This window comes from Moraxella sp. Pampa, assembly GCF_035181385.1.
GTDB lineage: Bacteria > Pseudomonadota > Gammaproteobacteria > Pseudomonadales > Moraxellaceae > Moraxella.
On record NZ_JAXCJK010000001.1, the window covers coordinates 706,950 to 726,349 of the forward strand.

At 40.4% G+C, this 19,400-nt stretch carries 18 protein-coding genes and 1 tRNA gene; 7 read left to right on the forward strand and 12 right to left on the reverse strand.

What is annotated here, in order from left to right; genetic code table 11:
* Positions 1–19: 19 nt before the first annotated feature.
* Positions 20–1,063, reverse strand: a complete 1,044-nt coding sequence (gene purM, locus R0123_RS03440) for a phosphoribosylformylglycinamidine cyclo-ligase (RefSeq protein WP_323843112.1) — start codon at positions 1,061–1,063, stop codon at positions 20–22.
* A 259-nt stretch (positions 1,064–1,322) separates the two neighbouring features.
* Here purM and R0123_RS03445 point away from each other — a divergent pair, with 259 nt between their 5' ends.
* The 3 genes from R0123_RS03445 to R0123_RS03455 all read left to right on the forward strand — a co-directional run bounded on the left by R0123_RS03445 (position 1,323) and on the right by R0123_RS03455 (position 4,024).
* Complete coding sequence (locus tag R0123_RS03445) at positions 1,323–2,420, forward strand: AI-2E family transporter (RefSeq protein WP_323841779.1); 1,098 nt, start codon at positions 1,323–1,325, stop codon at positions 2,418–2,420.
* 159 nt (positions 2,421–2,579) lie between these two features.
* Complete coding sequence (locus R0123_RS03450) at positions 2,580–3,341, forward strand: DnaA ATPase domain-containing protein (RefSeq protein ID WP_323843113.1); 762 nt, start codon at positions 2,580–2,582, stop codon at positions 3,339–3,341.
* 35 nt (positions 3,342–3,376) lie between these two features.
* Positions 3,377–4,024, forward strand: coding sequence for a DUF2057 family protein (locus tag R0123_RS03455; RefSeq protein WP_323843114.1), 648 nt, complete (start codon positions 3,377–3,379; stop codon positions 4,022–4,024).
* 84 nt (positions 4,025–4,108) lie between these two features.
* Here the strand turns inward: R0123_RS03455 and rpmA are convergent, their stop codons facing one another.
* The 5 genes from rpmA to R0123_RS03480 form a co-directional block, all read right to left on the reverse strand.
* On the reverse strand, positions 4,109–4,366 hold the full coding sequence (gene rpmA / locus R0123_RS03460; protein WP_323841776.1) for a 50S ribosomal protein L27: 258 nt from the start codon (positions 4,364–4,366) through the stop codon (positions 4,109–4,111).
* Positions 4,367–4,426: 60 nt separating this feature from the next.
* A complete protein-coding gene (rplU, locus tag R0123_RS03465; protein ID WP_323841775.1) occupies positions 4,427–4,738 on the reverse strand; it encodes a 50S ribosomal protein L21 in 312 nt (103 codons plus the stop codon).
* A gap of 282 nt (positions 4,739–5,020) precedes the next feature.
* Entirely contained in the window at positions 5,021–5,539 is a 519-nt protein-coding gene (locus R0123_RS03470; protein WP_323843115.1) for a TPM domain-containing protein, read from the reverse strand.
* A gap of 205 nt (positions 5,540–5,744) precedes the next feature.
* Positions 5,745–6,935, reverse strand: coding sequence for a TPM domain-containing protein (locus tag R0123_RS03475; protein ID WP_323841773.1), 1,191 nt, complete (start codon positions 6,933–6,935; stop codon positions 5,745–5,747).
* 1 nt (position 6,936) lies between these two features.
* Positions 6,937–7,611 carry a LemA family protein gene (locus tag R0123_RS03480; protein WP_323841772.1) on the reverse strand — a complete coding sequence of 225 codons (675 nt, stop codon included), beginning with the start codon at positions 7,609–7,611 and terminating at the stop codon, positions 6,937–6,939.
* A gap of 605 nt (positions 7,612–8,216) precedes the next feature.
* On the opposite strand from R0123_RS03480, the gene R0123_RS03485 reads away from it, so the two are divergent.
* Positions 8,217–9,728 carry an alanine/glycine:cation symporter family protein gene (locus R0123_RS03485; protein WP_323843116.1) on the forward strand — a complete coding sequence of 504 codons (1,512 nt, stop codon included), beginning with the start codon at positions 8,217–8,219 and terminating at the stop codon, positions 9,726–9,728.
* Between the two features lie 132 nt (positions 9,729–9,860).
* Here the strand turns inward: R0123_RS03485 and R0123_RS03490 are convergent, their stop codons facing one another.
* Both R0123_RS03490 and R0123_RS03495 read right to left on the reverse strand, forming a co-directional pair.
* Positions 9,861–11,933, reverse strand: a complete 2,073-nt coding sequence (locus R0123_RS03490; protein ID WP_323843117.1) for a protein-disulfide reductase DsbD domain-containing protein — start codon at positions 11,931–11,933, stop codon at positions 9,861–9,863.
* 266 nt (positions 11,934–12,199) lie between these two features.
* The gene (locus R0123_RS03495; RefSeq protein ID WP_323843118.1) at positions 12,200–13,150 is read right to left on the reverse strand and encodes a porin; all 951 of its coding nucleotides are present in this window, start codon (positions 13,148–13,150) and stop codon (positions 12,200–12,202) included.
* A gap of 559 nt (positions 13,151–13,709) precedes the next feature.
* Here R0123_RS03495 and R0123_RS03500 point away from each other — a divergent pair.
* A complete protein-coding gene (locus R0123_RS03500) occupies positions 13,710–14,399 on the forward strand; it encodes a tRNA-(ms[2]io[6]A)-hydroxylase (protein ID WP_323843119.1) in 690 nt (229 codons plus the stop codon).
* 71 nt (positions 14,400–14,470) lie between these two features.
* On the opposite strand, the gene R0123_RS03505 is transcribed toward R0123_RS03500, so the two are convergent.
* The 3 genes from R0123_RS03505 to hflX form a co-directional block, all read right to left on the reverse strand.
* Entirely contained in the window at positions 14,471–15,175 is a 705-nt protein-coding gene (locus R0123_RS03505; protein ID WP_323843120.1) for an LrgB family protein, read from the reverse strand.
* A complete protein-coding gene (locus R0123_RS03510; protein WP_323841766.1) occupies positions 15,168–15,593 on the reverse strand; it encodes a CidA/LrgA family protein in 426 nt (141 codons plus the stop codon). The genes R0123_RS03505 and R0123_RS03510 overlap by 8 nt, the downstream gene beginning before the upstream one ends.
* Positions 15,594–15,839: 246 nt before the next feature.
* The gene (hflX, locus tag R0123_RS03515; RefSeq protein ID WP_323843121.1) at positions 15,840–17,222 is read right to left on the reverse strand and encodes a ribosome rescue GTPase HflX; all 1,383 of its coding nucleotides are present in this window, start codon (positions 17,220–17,222) and stop codon (positions 15,840–15,842) included.
* Positions 17,223–17,336: 114 nt separating this feature from the next.
* On the opposite strand from hflX, the gene folP reads away from it, so the two are divergent.
* Both folP and R0123_RS03525 read left to right on the forward strand, forming a co-directional pair.
* Positions 17,337–18,215, forward strand: coding sequence for a dihydropteroate synthase (folP, locus tag R0123_RS03520; RefSeq protein ID WP_323841764.1), 879 nt, complete (start codon positions 17,337–17,339; stop codon positions 18,213–18,215).
* A gap of 132 nt (positions 18,216–18,347) precedes the next feature.
* A tRNA-Leu gene (locus R0123_RS03525) sits at positions 18,348–18,432 on the forward strand.
* A 193-nt stretch (positions 18,433–18,625) separates the two neighbouring features.
* On the opposite strand, the gene R0123_RS03530 is transcribed toward R0123_RS03525, so the two are convergent.
* Positions 18,626–19,300 (reverse strand): HAD family hydrolase, encoded by a 675-nt coding sequence (locus R0123_RS03530; RefSeq protein WP_323841763.1) that lies wholly within the window; start codon positions 19,298–19,300, stop codon positions 18,626–18,628.
* Positions 19,301–19,400 lie beyond the last annotated feature (100 nt).

Here is a 19,400-nt window from a genome sequence, read left to right on the forward strand (position 1 = left end):
CAAAAAAGTTGTCATCAGATTAACAATAAGTTACCGCATCTGTCTTGCGTGCTATGATATCACCGATAACCCAAGCAGTTTCACCATACTCTTGTAGTAAATCAAGCACTTTGTCGGCTTTATTTTGTGGTACAACCAAAACAAAACCAACACCGCAGTTAAAGGTGCGATACATTTCAAGCGTCTCAATATTGCCACCTTTTTGTAGCCATTGAAAGACTGGGGGCAATTGCCAACTTGCTGTATCAATCTGTGCGGTCAAATTCTCTGGCAATACTCGTGGCAAGTTTTCAGTCAGACCACCACCTGTAATATGAGCCATCGCATGAATATTGGCATTACCAACAGCTTTTTGTAGGGCATTGACAGATTTGACATAGATGCGAGTCGGCTTCATTAAAGCATCAGCCAATGATTCATCACCAAGTTGTGTATTAACCACATCGGTATTGGTAACTTCAATAACCTTACGCACCAAAGAATAGCCATTTGAATGAACACCGCTAGATGCCAATGCAATCAATACATCACCTTCTGCCACATTCTCACCTGTGATGACCTCTGATTCTTCAACCACACCCACACAAAAACCTGCAAGGTCATAATCCTCATCTTGGTACATTCCTGGCATTTCAGCAGTCTCACCACCAATCAAAGCACAGTTTGATAATTTGCAACCATCACCAATGCCTTTAATGACAGCCTCCGCTGTATCTACATCTAATTTTCCTGTGGCATAATAATCCAAGAAAAACAAAGGCTCAGCACCACACACCAGCAAATCATTAACACACATCGCCACCAAATCTTGACCAATGGTATCATGACGGCTTAAATCCAATGCCAGCTTTAGCTTAGTGCCAACACCATCTGTACCAGATACCAGTAATGGCGACTTATAGCCTTGTGGTATGCGACATAATGCACCAAATCCACCCAAGCCACCAACCACCTCAGAACGGGAGGTTGCCTTGGCAACTGATTTGATACGCTGTACAAGTGCCTCGCCTGCGTCAATATCCACGCCTGCGTCTTTATAGCTTAGTGAAGTTTGCTGCATCATAAACAACCTTTTTAATATCGCCATTATAAAGAATGAATGATTCATTATATCAAAAAAATCCTCCAAAAACCCATCAAAAATCATCATTCATAAAAATTTATGCTTTTTTATGAAAATTTTATAAAAATAATGTGTATTTTTTTTGATTTTTATTTATTATATTCATATTATACTCATGGCTAAACCATGGTTGGGTTTGGCGAAACATTCCACCCCATGCTAAAAGCCGTTTAAGAATGCACATTTAAGAATACATAACATGAATCCTCGCACCCTAGATCCTTTTTTTCGCCGTTTATTCATCTTGATAGGCATTTGCTTGTTTGTCTATTTTTTGTACTTGGCACGGATAGTGATTGCCCCTTTTGCAGCAGCATTCATTTTGGCTTATTTTCTAAATCCACTCATTCATCTTTTCGACCGATTTTTACCCAGAGTGGTTGCCATCTTACTGGTATATCTATCCATCACACTCATACTGGCCCTATCCATCGTTTGGCTAACCCCCCTATTATGGGCACAGCTTCAAGTGATGTGGGAGGGTTTACCTACTTTATTAAAATGGTATAATGAGGTTGTGCGTCCATGGCTAGGGCAATTTACCAGCAACAGACTGCTCAAAGTTGACTTTGATGTCATCTCAAATGAAGTCAGTCATTTTATTCAAGCCAACTACCAAATGTCTGATGCTCAGATGGTTCTCAAACAAGTGGTTATTTCTGGCATGAGTGCTGCTAATAACATCGGTCTTTTGATCATGATTCCGATTTTGACCTTTTATTTTTCACTCAATTGGCAAGAGCGTCTGCAAACATGGGCCAATGCCATTCCACCTGATTTTAGACCAAAAGTGATTGAAATTGCCAAAGATTGTGATGAAGCATTAATGAATTTTGCCAAGGGTCAATTTAGTGTGATGATATTACTAGGGGCAATTTATGCCGTACAACTCGAATTGATTGGGTTAAAGCTTGGATTAATTATTGGTATTGGTGCAGGTATTGCAAGTTTTGTTCCTTACCTAGGCTTTGGTGTGGGTATCGTTTTGGCTTTGGTGGCGGGATTTTTCCAGTTCGGTTTTGATTGGAAGTACCTACTGCTCATCATTGGTGCCTTTGGCATTGGGCAGATTTTAGAAGGTTATGTATTACAGCCCTTGCTTTTGGGTAACAAAATTGGATTATCCGCACTGTGGGTAATTTTCTCAGTGTTAGCAGGAGCTGCCTTATTTGGGTTTATTGGTATGTTAATCGCCTTGCCAGTCTCTGCCGTCATCAATGTGCTGTTTCGCCATGCTTACAGTGCTTATTTACAAAGCAGGTGGTATGTCGGTACAAAACAATACAAGCTATGGTAAGTTGGCAAAACCCACAAAAAGCAACCATTAGAGCGTAAAATTAAAAAATTAGCGATTATACTTGCTAATTTTTCTAAAAATATGCTATATAATGGTTTAATATTGACAGTGCAATACTTTGAATAATACAATAAATAGACAAGATAAGATTTATACTTAATGAATGATTTGACACAACCGTCTCTCAATCTTGACCTAAAACAAGACGCTAGCCTGTCTGACTTTGCTGGCTTAGGTTTCATCCCAGTATTGAAAGCCCTTCATGAATTACGCTCTGGCAATCTGCGAGAGCTTTTCATTATTGGTGATTTTGGCTTTGGCAAGACACATTTGGCGGCAGCCATTTACCGTGACTATACCCAAAATCACAAAAAAAATGCCATCAGTCTAAGCTTTGATGACATGATTAATAGCGATGAAGATGTCAGTGCACTTGCTGGGCTTGAAATGTTTGATTTAATCATCATCGATGATCTACACTTGATTGAGCGTAGTCGTGAATGGCAAGAGGGTCTATTTCATCTCATTAACCGCGTGCGTGAACAAGGCAGACAAATGGTATTTTTGTCTGAAAGTCCTGCCAGAGAGCTTGAAATTGGACTGCTTGACTTAATGACCCGCCTATCTCTTGCACCAACTTTTCGCCTACCCACCAATGAAGACATTGACGACAGAAGAAAGTTACTTGATACAATCCTAAGACGCAAAAATTGGCGACTGCCTGAACAAATTTTTGACTATATGTTAAATCAAGGACCGCGTAACGCAGGTGACATGATTCAAGTTTTGGATAAAATCTCACCACTATTGACACATTTGTCTCGTGTACAAGTGCCAAAAAAAACCATTGATGAGGCCAAAAACATCATCAACAAAGAAACATTCCTACTTGAAATATCCGAACACAAAACTGATACATAATTTTTGAAATAAAAAGCAGGGAACCAAGAAAATTTATGAAAAAAATCGCCATCTGCATTGCCACTTTATTGATGGGCATCAGCGTACACGCTGAAGTTCACCTGCTGATTGATGACAACATTAAAGTTATCGCCATTAACAGTCAAGAAATTCGCCATGGTGTCTTACAACCACTACAACGAGATTTTAAATTACAAGCTGGTCGCCACATCATCACTGCACGCTATGATCGTATGTTTGATCTATCTCGTGGTGAGCACGATTATCTAAAATCTGATCATGTTACCATTACTGCGGATTTAAAAGACAATCAAACCTACCAGTTAGTCATGCCAAATCAACCAAACAACTACAAATCTGCCAAGGCCTACATTAAAGCACCAGCACTTGCCATCATTCAAAATGGTCAGGTCATTTCTAAAGAAAATAGCACAGCAGAACGACAAGAAAGCATATTAAAAGGACTGACTCAAAGTATTGGTAGTATTTTTAATCATAGTGATAATACCGCATCATCTGACCAAAAAGCAAACACCATCATAAATCAAGATTTGATTACCACACCTTCACAAGAACAGCACCAACAACCAATGACACAAAGCAATCTAGATGGTTTCACACAGCTTTGGCTCAACGCCAGCGAAGAAGAGCAAGAAAAAATACGCCAATGGATTGGCAAATAACCCAATATATACGATCAACAATTAATAGTAAAAAACCCAATACACAAGTATTGGGTTTGGTCGTTAAAGTAATGTCTAAAAAAATTATTCACCAACAACAGAAACATAACGACGGTTAAATTGACCTTTGGTCTCAAATTTAACAACACCGTCAGTTAAGGCAAATAATGTATGGTCACGACCCATGCCAACACCTTGACCAGCATGAAATTCGGTGCCACGCTGACGAACAATGATGTTGCCTGCAACAACATCTTGACCACCAAATACTTTTACACCAAGCATTTTTGGATTAGAGTCACGACCGTTACGAGTAGAACCTGCGGCTTTTTTATGTGCCATTAGAAAATCTCCTATGTGGATGCTTTATAGTATCAATATTATAAAGTCATCAATGATGGTTTAAGCGTTAATTGCCTTGATCTTTAGCTCAGTGAACCACTGACGGTGACCTTGCTCTTTATGGTAGTGCTTACGGCGACGGTGCTTAACAATACGCACTTTCTTGCCACGACCATGTTCAACCACCTCTGCTTCAACGCTAGCACCAGCAACAACAGGCTGACCAATTTTAATGTCAGCACCATCAACAATCATAAGTACTTCTTCAATTTTTAGCGTTTCGCCTTTTTCAGCTTTTAGTAGCTCAACTTTTAATGTCTCGCCAACGCTAACACGGTGCTGTTTACCACCACTTTTGATTACTGCGTACATTTACTTCTCCGTAAAAACCTGTGTGCCGTGGTCATCCCTTGATGACACTTGATAACGAGCACGACTAGGACATAAAACTAAGCTGCCATTTTATCAAAACAATCCATATAACACAAGAAGAAAAACGCATTATTTTTTATAAATTTCATACATCAGCTGTGCTATATTTTATAATGATCATCATGAGCAATGGCTGTACATAAATAACTAAAAATACCTGTTGAAATTTAACCGTTAAAATAGTAGACAGTCCAATCAAGCACCCCAAATATTGCTAAGAAGCTATTGCAAAAACACCACTTCATTAGGCAACTCATTACCAAAAACATCATCGTCTGGATAATGTATACGCAATAAATCACCAATGTTACCAATCAGCTCCAATATCGCCTTGGCAAAATCCCCTTGTTTGCAAGCGTTTAAGGCTTTTGCGATTAAATTTTGCCAAAATACCTCATCAACAAAGCCATCAATCCCTCTGTCAGCAATAATCTCCAAATCACGCTCACAAACATTGACATAAATCAGCACACCTGTATTCTCAGCAGTATCCCACACACGGTGCAAGCCAAATAATTCAAGCGCGCGCTCACGACAATCTAAATGATAGGCTCGGCTGATTGGTAAATGATTTTCAACCACCAAATAAATCTCGCCACGATGGCCAGACTCTGCCTGTGCAACAGCTTGGGTCAGCGTATGACGCAAATCATCATTAAGCCAGCGATTTTGCAAAATTGGGATAAAACTAAGCTGCCGCAACAGTCTGGATAAACTTTTTCTTGATTGAATGTATTGCATAAATTGCCAAATCAAATAATGAATGTATTAAAAAGTAAAGCGGTTTTATGTTTTATTAAGAAAACTTCACAAGCCACACCTACCAATCTGCCATAAATCACACTAAAACCTATGATTAATGGTTGATGATGACTATGGCAGTTTTAGATTAGTTTTAAGATTAAAGCATTTTAACTTATTTTTTTGGACTTGATAGGCATAAATGTTACCATGAACCACCAGCACCGCCACCGCCAAAACCGCCGCCACCGCCGCTAAAACCACCTGAGCCAAAACCGCCGCTCTTTGGCAACACAATCAACCCGCCTGTACCGCCATGTCCGCCACGACCAGAACCGCCACCTCCAGAGCCACCCTTAAAAAGTAATAAAAACACCCAGAGTATGACCGCAACCAAAATTGACATAAAACCTGCACCAAGTGTCATGCCAACAAGTCCCACACCACCTGCGGTAATCGTTGCACCAAGCACCCTGCCTAATATTGATGTCAAAAACGAACCAATAACAAACCCAAAAATCAACAATCCTATGAAAGAAACACCCTCATCATCATATGAGTATTGCTCTTGACTCATGTCATCAGCACGCCGCAAAGTCTCTGGGTCAGCACGCAAACGCTCACTGATACTGCCTATCGCTGCTGATAGCCCTTGTGCATACTGACCAGTTTTAAATAAAGGAGTAATGTCATGACGAATGATACGACTGACAGCCACATCAGTTAATACCCCTTCTAGTCCATAGCCTGTCAAAATGTACAAATTACGATCATTAATCGCAACCACGATCAACAAGCCCTCATCTGTATCTTTATTGCCCAATTGCCAACGATCAGCTACCGCCATCGCATAATCAAAAATAGGCACACCCTCGGTGCTAGGCACAATCACCAACGCCGCTTGTGCCAACTTATCTTGATACAATGCACGCAACTGTTCTGTCAAGTGCGATTTTTCACTTGCAGTTAAAATGTGTGCTGCATCAACAACAGGTTCATTTAATATCAGTTTGTCATGTGTGATGTTTTTGGCATCAAAAGCTATAGGTGGGCCTTTCGCCATACTTGTGGCAATACCATCATCAATCGCCTGTTCACCGTCAATCTGCCGAACAAACTCTTTTACAGAATCGGTCAAAGGCGATGGCGTTGAATTCACCAAGGTTTTAGTGGTGTTGTGATCCAACGCCTGCTTGATAGCACCATGATCAGCAATGACGATCGCCATCAAATCATCTTCTAAACTATCGCCAGCAGTATCAGCAGTGATGATATTTGCCGAATTGGCAAGTGCCTGCGGTACTAGTAGCACAACAAATAGCAACACCGACAGCACAAATCCAAGCCTTGCAATATCAGCGTTGTGGATTTTATTAAAATTTGGCAAGACTGCCATTTTATTGTCCTACGGTCGCTGTTTTGGCATTGTCGGTATTCATGGTTGTATTAGCATTTGTGCCATTGCTATTTGTGCCATTGTTAAAAGTAACACTTGGTGCACTGGAGATTGCTCTTTCATTTTCTACCGTAAAGTTCGCTCTTGGGCTCATACCAAACACCATCGCTGTGAGATTGGTTGGAAACTGGCGAACGGTTGTATTATAACCTTGCACATCTTGAATATAACGCTGGCGAGCTACCGTAATGCGATTTTCTGTACCTTCAAGCTGCGATTGTAAATCTTGAAATAATGCATCTGCTTTTAGCAGTGGATAATTTTCCGAAATCGCCATCAAACGAGACAACGCACTGGTCATCTGCGATTGTGCTTCTTGATATTGTTTCATGGCATTTGGATCATTAAGCATCTCTGGTGTCAGCTGAACACTACCTGCTGCTGCGCGCGCTGCTGCCACTTCGGTAAAAACCCCTTGCTCATGCTCAGCATAACGCTCAACCACAGAAACAAGATTTGGCACCAAGTCTGCACGACGCTGATATTGATTCACCACTTCTGACCATGATGCATTTACTTGCTCATCTTGAGCTTGTAGAGCATTATAGCCACAGCCAGACAGACCTAATGAACTGGCAAGTAAGGCAACAGAGGCAAGTTTTTTAAAAGAGTTCATAAAATTTTTCCTTGTAATTGGGTAAATTAAGTAACTAAATTAAGTAACTAAGTTTTTTAAAGTGAAGGATTTTCATCAAACTATAACACAGAATACAAAAAACAACTCGGCTGGTTTTAGTAATCTAATAAATTTTTAATTTTAACAATAATTTTAACAATCTAAGCAAGCCGTATTGATATTATGCCATTGTAGCAAAAAACAAGTTAAAAAGTAAAAACCTTACATAAGCACAACACAATCATCAAACGACAAAGTCAAATCAAGTTTGATTTCATCTTATAAAAGCCAAAAGTTATAAAAGCCATAAGCTTTTAAATGAGCTTTAAACAAAAATTAGCACATCAAAGAAGTACACCAAATTAACCCTTTTTAATAACAAATAATAACAAATCAAGATTTTTTGTAAAAAAATATAAAAAAATTGTAAATTTTAGTGGAATTTATTACAAAAATATGGCAAATTGCAACAGGGAATTCATCTTCTTGGTTTTTTTGGTTAAAGTACTGTGTTCATGTAACTTTTACAGCACTTTTATGTTAATGAACCAACAATGAATGAATCATAATTTTATTTTAATATTCCAAAAAATCAAGGGAATACTATGGAACAAATTATTGGTAGCCTAAATGGCATTATTTGGAGTCCAGCACTGATTTATCTTTGCTTGGGTGCAGGCTTATTTTATTCTATCATCACTCGCTTTGTGCAGGTACGAATGCTCAAAGAGATGATCAGTCTGATGTTTAGTGGTGTAAAAAGTGCAGACGGCATATCATCTTTTCAAGCCTTTGTAGTGGCACTTGCCAACCGTGTCGGCGTAGGTAATATTGCAGGTGTGGCAGCGGCCATCGGCTTTGGTGGTCCATCGGCAGTATTTTGGATGTGGGTAGTGGCGTTTTTGGGTGCATCTACCGCTTATGCAGAATCTACCATGGCACAAATTTATAAAGAACGCGACCCACTGACAGGTCAGTATCGTGGTGGCCCTGCTTATTATTTTGAAAAAGGACTGGGTCAAAAATGGTATGCCATTTTATTTGCTGTCGCTGCCATCATTTCTTGTGGCGTATTCCTGCCTGGTGTACAAGCCAACGGTGTGGTTAGTGCTGTAACTCGTATCACAGGTGATGGCAACATGATGAACTTTTTAGGCGCTGATGTTGGCACAAATCGTGTTATGGTCATGGCGGTTGTTGTTGCAATTTTGGCAATCATTACCATCGGTGGCATCAAGCGTATCGCACGCGTGGCTGAGTTTGTTGTACCATTCATGGCATTAGGCTATATTTTGCTTGCCCTACTGGTCATGGTCATGAACCTTGATAAAGTGCCTGCAATATTTAGCCTGATCATGAGCGACATTTTTAACCCAATGGCAGGTCTTGGTGCGGCGATTGGCTGGGGTGTTAAGCGTGGGGTATATTCAAACGAAGCAGGACAAGGCACAGGCCCTCATCATGCTGGTGCAGCAGAAGTACAGCACCCCGCTCAACAAGGCCTAGTACAGGCATTCTCTGTGTATGTAGACACCTTGCTCGTTTGCTCTGCAACGGCATTCATGATTTTGACCATGGGTACTTATAATGTACAAGGCACTCTAGAACAAGGTCAATTCATTGTTCAGCATGTAGACCCTGCAATTGCTGAGATAGGTACGCCTGCTTTCACACAAATGGCATTAACTCAAACTTTTGGCCCATTTGGTGATTATTTCATCGCCATTGCCATTTTCTTTTTTGCTTTCACTACCATTTTGGCTTACTATTATATCGCCGAGGTCAATATTGCCTACCTCACTCGCAAAATGAGTACAGGCATACAAAAAGTGAGTATGTGGCTTCCAAAAATTACGGTGCTGGTATTTGTTGCATACGGCAGTGTCAATAGTGCAGGCTACATTTGGGATATGGGTGATGTTGGTGTAGGTATTACTGCTTGGCTTAATATTGTAGGCATTTTAGTCATGTTCTTTATGGCAAAACCAACCATCAGCTCACTAAAAGACTACGAAATGCAGAAAAAAGCTGGCGTAACCAATTACACTTTTGACCCTATTAAATTGGGCATCAAAAACGCCACTTTCTGGGAAGAGCGTCTAAAAGAAAAAAGATAATCCTTTAAAAACCCTAAAAATAAATAAGCCCTCATCAATTGAGGGCTTATTTTACTTGTTTTTATAGTATTTAAAATGAAGATTTTAAATCAATACCAAAGTTATGTATTAAGCTTGCTTTCATCAAGCTCATCAAAAAGCTGTCAATGCACCTTCAAAATCCGCACGGTTTGTCTGCCCAAGCATCATCTTAACCAGTTTGCCATTTTTATACATCAGCAACGCAGGAGGTCCGATGAGGTCATAACGCATCAGCAAAGCACGGCTTTCATCACTTGTCTCCGTGATATCAAATTTCACCACCTGCACATCAGCCATGCTCGCTGGGCGATGTGCAAACAACTCACGCTCCATAATACGACATTCAATACACCAATCGGCTGTAACATCTACCAACACTTTATCATGACTTGCCAAAATCCTATCTAAATCAGCTAAGGTTGTGATATGGTGGTCCTGATGACCGATACTCTGATTTTGGTTTTTGTTCATCAAACCAAGTGGCTGCCAAGTATCGCTCGCTCCCATACTTGCACCCAATAACAGACAGGCCGTCCAAATGAATGCCAAGGCTGATACTGCCTTAAATGGTAGCTTAGCCAAATGCCACAGCCACACAGCCACCACCGCAAACCATAATGCCCAAATAACAAGCACCACAGGCGATACAAAAACACGCTCAATCAAAGCAATCGCTACCGCAAACAAAAGCAACCCACAAAACTCTTTCACCCGCACCATCCATGTACCTGCTTTTGGCATGAATCTGCCTTGTGCCATACCGATAAGCATGAGTGGAGCAGACAGACCAAGCCCAAGAGCAAACAACGCCAAAAAGCCAAACGCCACACTGCCACTTGTTGATACCGCCGCTAACGCCCCTGCCATCGGTGCCGACACACATGGGGATACCACAAGTGCCGATAGCATTCCAGCTAAAAAACTTCCACCCAAACTGCCCAACTTACCGTCAGCAGACTGCGACGTGGTCTGTAATTTATCACGCAAAAATGCAGGAAGTCCCACCTTGATGGCATCAAACATATAAAAGCCAAGCACCACAAACAGCATTGCAAAGCCAATCAGTACAGTAGGGTTTTGCAAGTAACCAACAATATTTATCGTACGCCCAAACCATGCGATCAAAGCACCAAGCAATCCATAAGCCGTTGATACACCCACACCATAAGAGGCGGACAGTAGTAGCCCCTTTTTGCTATCAACCCCGTCTTGGCGTGCAACAATATTTGCCACAATCGGAATCATTGGATAGACACACGGTGTAAATGCGAGGAGCAACCCTGCCAAAAACAACAAACCAATCGCCAATACAGGTTTATCATGAATGCCAAAAACATCATCTTTTTGAATGCCATGACTGAGCTCATGATTTGCCAAACCATCAACAGTAGATGTATTGATAGGTGTATCATCAGCCAAGCTTATTGCACCATCGATATTACCATCATATGCACCGCTTACATCACCATCATCAGCAATATCATGATCATCGACTGGGCTTGGTGCAACAATGTTATTAGGGGTATTATTAGGCATGGTTGCAACTAATTTTTGTTGAATGCCTTGCTTGACATGATTGGCGTTATTAGATGCCAAATTGACCGCCTGACTGGTTTGAGCTTGTGTACTTTTGGTTTGGTTGGTTGTAGATTGATCAGCTTGATCATTGACTGACTGCCAATCTGTCTTGGCATCTGTATTTGACAACGACAGATTAAACTTCGTTATTTCTGGCGGATAGCACAGCCCTGCCTTGGCACAGCCCTGCCAGCGTAAAGATGCAGGTGCATTGTTCGCCACGCCACTAAGTGTTGCACGAGCCACCACATCTTCTGCAAAGACCGCCACCTGTCCAAAACTTGGGTCATCAATCACTGTTGGTTCTTTATTGAATCGCCATGCCGACATTTTTACCCCACTTGGTAAATTAAGCACAATCTTATCACGATATACATAGTGATTTGGTGTTACCTTAAAAACAACCTCTACCTCATGATCATTAACATCTACACTGACATTAAAAGCCTGATGCACGGGTAAAAATTTTTGTACTTTTTGACCAAATAAGCCTGACAGCTGAGCATTATCTGCCATCGTAGGCATAGACATGAATAAAATAGAACTACAAAATGTGGCGACTGCCAATCTCTTGATGGTTTTGATGTGTTGATGAATATTACGCATTGGTTAGAACCGAATATGTTAATGGTTTGTTATGAATGGTTTATTATAACATTATTTTAATGGTTGCCAGCTTGGCATGACATCATAAATATGACTAATAACAATAATAAAAAAACCAAGCAACAAAAATGTTACATAGTCTTTATTGTTGCTAACAATACTAGCACGCCAATACAGATCAAGCATTTTTATAAAATATCAAAATACAGCCAAAAAAAACCCACTCAAAAACGAGTGGGTTTTTTGATATAAGATTCTAAACCAAATTAGAACTTATATTCAACGCCAGCACCGATGCCGTATGCGTTAGTATTTTTATCATCTGCTTTTTTAGAAGCTTGGTAAGCACCATAGATATGACCTGTGGTTGCTTTGTTAAATGCGTATTTACCACCAACTGCAATGCGTTGTTTTTTGGTATCTTTAATACCTTTAGTATTATTAACAAAATCTAGCTGACCATAAGTGGTGAAAGGTGTTTGAGCCACTTTGTAGTTAGCAGACAGCGTGAACGCATTTTCGTTGTTTTTAGTGTTAAAATCAGTATTTTGATACAATGCACCTGCAGTCAACACTGGGCTGATGGCATAAGCACCGCTCACACGAGTCGCCTTGCTAGCTTCGCCATCTTGAACTTGAACATAGCTTGCACCAACTTTAAATGGAGCGTCAGTTGGTTCATACTTAGCACCAATACCAAATGATTCGCGTTTTGCATTTAGTTCGTTCACTGCATACATGCCCATGAACTGCAAACCGTTACGCTCTGGTGAGAAGTAAGCAACAGCATTGTTTACGCGGTCAGCATCATAAGAGGCCAATACATTGTTACCGCCAACTGGCTTACCTGCAGTAACATTGGCATAGTCAACATAACCATCAATACCAGAAATACGACCAGCTACCAAAGTACCGTATTGCTTGTTTGCAAGACCTAGATAAGTGTCACGAGGGCTAAACTGAACTGATCTTTCGTTGTCAATACCGACACCGTATTCTAGTTGATACACTAGGTCAGTATTAGCACTTAGAGCTTCGCCACCCTTAATGCCAATGCGTGAACCAACAGAGTTTAGTTCAGTTTTTAAGTTTTTGTTGTCGCCATTGTCATCTTTCACATCAAGAGTTAGGAACGCTTTACCGTAAACTTGAGGCGCAGCTTGTGCAGCTGTGATAGATAAAGCAGCGACGGCTGATGCTAAAAGTAGTTTTTTCATGGGTTTCTCCACATTACATTTTTAGTTGGGTCGCTAAAGCTGCGCCCAATGCAGGTAATGAACGATTCATTCTCTGCGAGATTGCTTTCTTTAATGAAATAAAAAGAATGACAAATATTTTCTTTGGTAACAACCTTAAAGATAATACTTGCCAAATCCTTACTTCGGCTAATAGAATACCAATTTTGACATATTTTGCAACACCTTTTTAATCATAATTTTTAATATTTTTATCAGTTTTAAATTTTTATCATAAAAATCAATAAGTTAAAATTTATTCTTCATTCATATTTTTTTGTTAATATTAAGATAAATTCTTATTTCACACATTATCTGCACTCAGCCAGCTCTCAGATTCATCACGATTTTAACATTTTTACATAAATCCAGCACTGATTATTTCAAAAAAAGATATTAAATATGTTAAAATAATCATCGTATTGTAATATTATTAAGTCATGTTAAGCCATTTTTTACATGGACATAACAAATATTTACATCATAAATATTTACATCACATTGTTCAATCAGCCAATTTTAACCAATCAGACAATCCATCATGCAACACCATTCAAACACCATCAGCAATATCAGTAGTGATGACGATTTGGCCAACATCACAACACACACCAAAGCCACCACCGACATCAGCCACATTCATCAATTTTTGGGTGTACGCACCTCTGATAAATGGCTGTCTGTTGCCAAAAATAACCTACCGCTACTCATGCTAGACCATGCCAACTGCGAGAAAAAAGCAGCAGGTACGGCGATGAATCTCATCTTTCGTTATGAATTTCACCGTGAGTTACAACAAAAACTTGCTCAGCTGGTGCGTGAAGAAATGCTACACTATGAGCAAGTATTGGCACTCATGAAAGAACGAGACATTGCATGGTCGCCTTTACCTGCTGGTCGCTATGCCAAAGGACTGCTCAAACATAAACGAACATGGGAACCTGCAGCAATGGTTGATGTACTGATTGTAGGAGCGTTTATTGAAGCTCGTTCATGCGAACGGTTCTCGGCATTGGCAGATGTCATTGATGATGAAAAATTAGCAAGATACTACAAGTATCTTTTAAAATCTGAAAGCCGCCACTATGAGGATTATATCCAATTGGCTCAGTCAATCACCGATGAAAACATCGATGAGCGAGTAGATTTCTTTCGTGAAGTAGAAGCCGAGTTGATTGAGAGCCCCGATGAGGAGCTTAGATTTCATAGCGGTGTACCAAATTGGATATGATACCGCCAAATATCTAAATGTGATGACAGCCTGCGGTCATCACATTTACCAAATCGCTATTTAACCAAGCTTTAACCAAGCAGTGCCACAACGACCACAGGCAACCATACTGCCGTAACCAATCCATTAATCGCCAGACCAAATGCCGCATAACGCCCTGCCGTTGGGCTTATCGTCCATGCCTCTACTGTGCCAATCGCATGGGCAACCAAACCAAGTGCCAGACCTTTTGCCCTATCATCTGTAACATTTTTAAATAAAATTCGGCACAGTCCTGCACCCAAAATACCCGAAACAATAATGATCAGATTTGCCATCACAAGTGGTGCATCAATGATTTGAGCGACAGACAGACCAACTGGTGTGGTTACCGAACGAGTAGCAAACGCAAGAATACTTTGCATATTTAGGCCGACAAAATACGCCAGCAACATTGGCACCAAAGCCCCAACCAGACTTGCCAAAAATACAATCATGGACAGTTTTTTGATGGGCAATCCCTTAAAATTCATGCCTGCAAGCGGAACAGCAAGCAGTACTGTGCTATAACCGAGTAAGCGGTCAAATACCACCTTAGCATTGGCATAATAAAGCTCATATGGCAATCTGATGACAAATAAAATGGCCAGCGTCAAAACAATGGCAATGATGATCATGGGTACGCCGCGAATGTACTTGTTCAGATATCGCAAAACATATTTAGCACCAATATGAGCAATCAGCGTAATGACAAAAGCAATAAAAATCGTGGTGCCATCAAGTGTGGTGTTAGGCATGACCCTCTCCTTCATTATTGATTTGGTCATTTTTTAGCCATTTTTCAGATAATTTGGCAAATGCCCACAATGGCACCACAGTGCTGGCAATAATCACAAAAGATACCGCCAGCAAATCCGCTCCCAACCCAAACAGCAAAACGCCCGCCCCTGCTGATACGGGCAAGAAAGCAAAGCCACTATCTACAAGTAGTACACTGGCCGATGATGACAGCCAATTTGGCAGACCGCCTCTCATCAATCTGACTGCCAACAATCCGACAAATAACGACACCAAGCCAACAATGTTGGTTGCAGTTGGTATGCCAAAAGCAGTACAAACGACCAACGCCAGCTCACGCACACAGATAACAATGGCAACTGTCGCTAACATACCAAACCAAAAGACAGGCGACTTGGTCAAATAAGGCGATTTCATGGTCTTCCTTGTGGGTGATGAGTATTTTTCTATTAAAGCACTATCTATTATTACGGTCAAGCCACAAAGACCAATTTAAAAAAATATTTGTTATTTTATAATAAAATGATGACTTACAAGAAAATTTAAGGTATTAAAAAAGTGCAAAAAAACCACCTAATATTAAAAAGGCGGTTTTTTGTACTTAATGATTTACTTTTTGTATATTTACCACAAAACCTATCATAAAAAGACGAATCTATCAATCTACCAACAAAAAGGGTCTAGCCCATCATTGTCATTATCTTTTTTAATATCCACCCTTTCAAACTCTTCTAAAACTGGCATCAAAGTACTCGCCTGATGCGGTGGCAAAACATCAAAAGGGTTTAGATGATATTTACCAAGCAGTTCTTTTAGCTTGGCAGGGGCAAGACGAATTGTCAGCATCTCATACCCTGTTTCATCAAATTGACCATGAGTAATGACATCAAGCTCATGTAAAGCATTTTTAAATTGACCTGCATCATGTGGTAAAGTAAGATTAAATTCAGACAAATCACCAACCAGCAACTCTTGCACCGCTTGGGTCAGCTCATTCATACCAAGACCTACACGAGCCGAAACATAAACACGAGATGGCACCCCTTTTTCTTTATAATGAATGGTGGGCTGTTCTGCAGTTTTGTCAATTTTATTATGCACAAGAAGCACAGGGGCTGTTGCACCAATTTCATCTAGCACCGCATTGACTGCATCAATTTGTTCGTGCATATCAGGACTACTACCATCGATGATGTGCAAGAGCAAATCCGCCTCCAAAGTCTCCTCCAAAGTAGCATGAAAGCTCTCCACAAGCTCATGTGGCAAATGACGCACAAAGCCTACCGTATCAGCCAAGACAACCTTGCCCACGCCTGCCCATTTGACCTGGCGTAGCGTGGGATCTAGTGTGGCAAAAAGCTGGTCGGCGGCATAAATATTGTCATCGGCAAGCAGATTAAAGAGCGTGGATTTTCCAGCATTGGTATAGCCAACAAGCGATATGGTAGGAATGTCGGATTTTTGGCGTTTGGCACGCCCCTGCAGACGAGTTTGTTTGACTTTATCTAGCTTATTTTTTAATTGATTAACCCGAATTTGCAAAAGCCTGCGATCGGTTTCAAGCTGTGTTTCACCTGGTCCACGCAAACCGATACCGCCTTTTTGACGCTCCAAATGTGTCCAACCACGCACCAACCGAGTGGCAAGATGAGACAACTGAGCAAGCTCCACTTGCAACTTACCCTCATAGGTTCTAGCACGCTGAGCAAAAATATCTAAAATCAAGCCTGTGCGATCAAGTACTCGGCATTCTACCAAAGCTTCTAGGTTACGCTCCTGACTGGGCGATAAATCATGATTAAAAATCACAATATCTGCCTCATGTTGCTTTACCGCCTGAGCGATTTCCTCCGCCTTGCCTGTGCCAACAAAATATTTGGCATGGGGCTTATTGCGACCCCCTGTAATGATTTTAAGTTCGTTTGCCCCTGCTGAATGCACCAGCAAGCGAAATTCTTCTAAATCATCAGGATCAATCATCTCACGAATGTCAAGATGTACCAATATGGCGTTTTCTCCGCCCTCATGTCTTTCAAAATATTGCAAAGAGTTTCCTTGTAAAAGTTCTTAAAATCACAATATAACCAAAATTAGGATATTATGATATAACAGACAACCTAAATTGTGATATTATGATGGATTTCAAGTTTTTATTGTACCATGACTGAGCATATTTTACACACCAATCGCAAAACCCTAGCGTTATCCACGCCAGCCATCATGGGTGTACTCAATGTTACACCAGATTCATTTTCAGATGGTGGACGGTTCGTCCATATTGATACCGCCCTAGCTCATGTGGAGCAAATGAATCAATGGGGTGTGGACATTATTGATGTCGGAGCAGAGTCCACCCGCCCTTATGCCTCTGATGTATCGGACAAAGAGGAGTTGGTACGCCTAACACCCATCATCAAAGAGATTCGCAATCATTTTCCCAAACTTTTATTATCTATTGATACCAGTAGCCCTGCAGTCATTGAACAAATGGTAGATTTGGGAGCAGATATCTGGAATGATGTGCGTGGATTAAGACGAGATGGTGCCGTTGAGATGGCAAGCCGTTTGGCATTGCCCGTTGTCATCATGCATTCTCGTGGCGAGCCGAGCAATATGAACAATTTGACCAATTACAGCAATGTCGTAGAAGATGTCATCACAGAGCTTGGTCATCATATCAATCGTGCGATGAATGCAGGCGTACAGCGAGAAAATATCATCATTGATGTGGGCATGGGTTTTGCCAAAAATTATTCTCATCATGTCGCCTTGATGGCAAATTTGGATAAAATCATCACTCATTTCAATCTTCCTATGCTGTTTGGTGTATCTCGCAAACGCTTTTTGGGCGAAATTTTGAATAATTTTGAACCAATGACCCAACACCAACCCACCGACCGAGATATGATTGGCATGGTTGCCCATCTACTCGCCGCTCAAAAGGGTGCAAATATCGTAAGGGTGCACGATGTGGCAAGCATGGCACAAGCACTCAAAATATGGCAAATCATCAATACAAACAATCAAAAACATATATAAAAAAATAAATTCATAAAAAACAATTGGTTATAAAATTATTTATCCAATGTTTAAAAAAAACACTTGCCAAATCTTGAAAACTGCGTATAATACCGCCCATCAAGACAGCACAGTTGTCTTGGTATACAACTTGGGGTCGTGGCGAAATTGGTAGACGCACCAGATTTAGGTTCTGGCGCCGCGAGGTGTGAGAGTTCGAGTCTCTCCGACCCCACCATACATAAAAAAGTCGATGATTATCATCGACTTTTTTCTTGTTATAGACAATCATTCATTGCTTTTTGTTGTGTCAATTAAAATAAAAACTCTCTTAAACTGATTTAAAAAAATTTAACCATTCAATCACAAAAGTAGCATTTTTGATTCTTTGGTGCAAAGTCAAAATATTGCATTAAAAATATTATCAATAGTTATATTGACCAATCCTCAATACGCCAACCGTTTTTAACCGCCTGCTCTTTTAAAATCTCATCAGGGTTTATACATACCGCCTCATCTGCAAAATTCAAAAGTGGTAAATCATTTTTTGAATCCGAATACGCAATTAAGCGTTCAAAAATTTTGCCATCATTCATACAATCATGAATAAAACGATTCAAATGATACAGTTTGCCATCTTTAAAATTTGGCCTGCCTCTCACACTTCCTGTGTAATGATTATCAATGATTTCAAGTTCGGTGGCTATCGTGTGTAAATCATCTACACCAAAAAGATGAGCGATTGGCTTTACGACAAAATCATTGGTTGCACTAATCACCACAACCGTATCGCCTGCATCTTTATGAGCATTAATCCGAGCGGTTGCTTTGGGACGCATATTTGGCACAATCCAAGTATCCAAATATTCTTGACGGTAGGCGTGTAACTCTGTCATGGTTTTGGTGGTTAAAAATGCCGCCACAAATTCATTATACGCAACTGCATCTAGTGTGCCGTTGATATAGTCTTGATAAAATTTATCATTAGCATCGGCATAGACGGACGCATCAACCAAGCCTTTATGAACAATGAACTGCCCCCAACTGTGATCACTATCTACGTTAAGCATGGTCATGTCTAAATCAAATAATGCCAAATTTGCCATATTGCACCTTTTTTTTTATGATATTTATCGTCTTTGCCCATTGTAGCCATCATAACAAAAAACAGCTCAAACTTGAACTTGTTTTTATAAAAACCATACT

Bases quoted from the DNA above. Each gene is read 5' to 3' on its own strand.
- purM (WP_323843112.1), bottom strand. From the start codon at position 1,063: ATGATGCAGCAAACTTCACTAAGCTATAAAGACGCAGGCGTGGATATT.
- R0123_RS03445 (WP_323841779.1), top strand. From the start codon at position 1,323: ATGAATCCTCGCACCCTAGATCCTTTTTTTCGCCGTTTATTCATCTTG.
- R0123_RS03450 (WP_323843113.1), top strand. From the start codon at position 2,580: ATGAATGATTTGACACAACCGTCTCTCAATCTTGACCTAAAACAAGAC.
- R0123_RS03455 (WP_323843114.1), top strand. From the start codon at position 3,377: ATGAAAAAAATCGCCATCTGCATTGCCACTTTATTGATGGGCATCAGC.
- rpmA (WP_323841776.1), bottom strand. From the start codon at position 4,366: ATGGCACATAAAAAAGCCGCAGGTTCTACTCGTAACGGTCGTGACTCT.
- rplU (WP_323841775.1), bottom strand. From the start codon at position 4,738: ATGTACGCAGTAATCAAAAGTGGTGGTAAACAGCACCGTGTTAGCGTT.
- R0123_RS03470 (WP_323843115.1), bottom strand. From the start codon at position 5,539: ATGCAATACATTCAATCAAGAAAAAGTTTATCCAGACTGTTGCGGCAG.
- R0123_RS03475 (WP_323841773.1), bottom strand. From the start codon at position 6,935: ATGGCAGTCTTGCCAAATTTTAATAAAATCCACAACGCTGATATTGCA.
- R0123_RS03480 (WP_323841772.1), bottom strand. From the start codon at position 7,611: ATGAACTCTTTTAAAAAACTTGCCTCTGTTGCCTTACTTGCCAGTTCA.
- R0123_RS03485 (WP_323843116.1), top strand. From the start codon at position 8,217: ATGGAACAAATTATTGGTAGCCTAAATGGCATTATTTGGAGTCCAGCA.
- R0123_RS03490 (WP_323843117.1), bottom strand. From the start codon at position 11,933: ATGCGTAATATTCATCAACACATCAAAACCATCAAGAGATTGGCAGTC.
- R0123_RS03495 (WP_323843118.1), bottom strand. From the start codon at position 13,150: ATGAAAAAACTACTTTTAGCATCAGCCGTCGCTGCTTTATCTATCACA.
- R0123_RS03500 (WP_323843119.1), top strand. From the start codon at position 13,710: ATGCAACACCATTCAAACACCATCAGCAATATCAGTAGTGATGACGAT.
- R0123_RS03505 (WP_323843120.1), bottom strand. From the start codon at position 15,175: ATGCCTAACACCACACTTGATGGCACCACGATTTTTATTGCTTTTGTC.
- R0123_RS03510 (WP_323841766.1), bottom strand. From the start codon at position 15,593: ATGAAATCGCCTTATTTGACCAAGTCGCCTGTCTTTTGGTTTGGTATG.
- folP (WP_323841764.1), top strand. From the start codon at position 17,337: ATGACTGAGCATATTTTACACACCAATCGCAAAACCCTAGCGTTATCC.
- R0123_RS03530 (WP_323841763.1), bottom strand. From the start codon at position 19,300: ATGGCAAATTTGGCATTATTTGATTTAGACATGACCATGCTTAACGTA.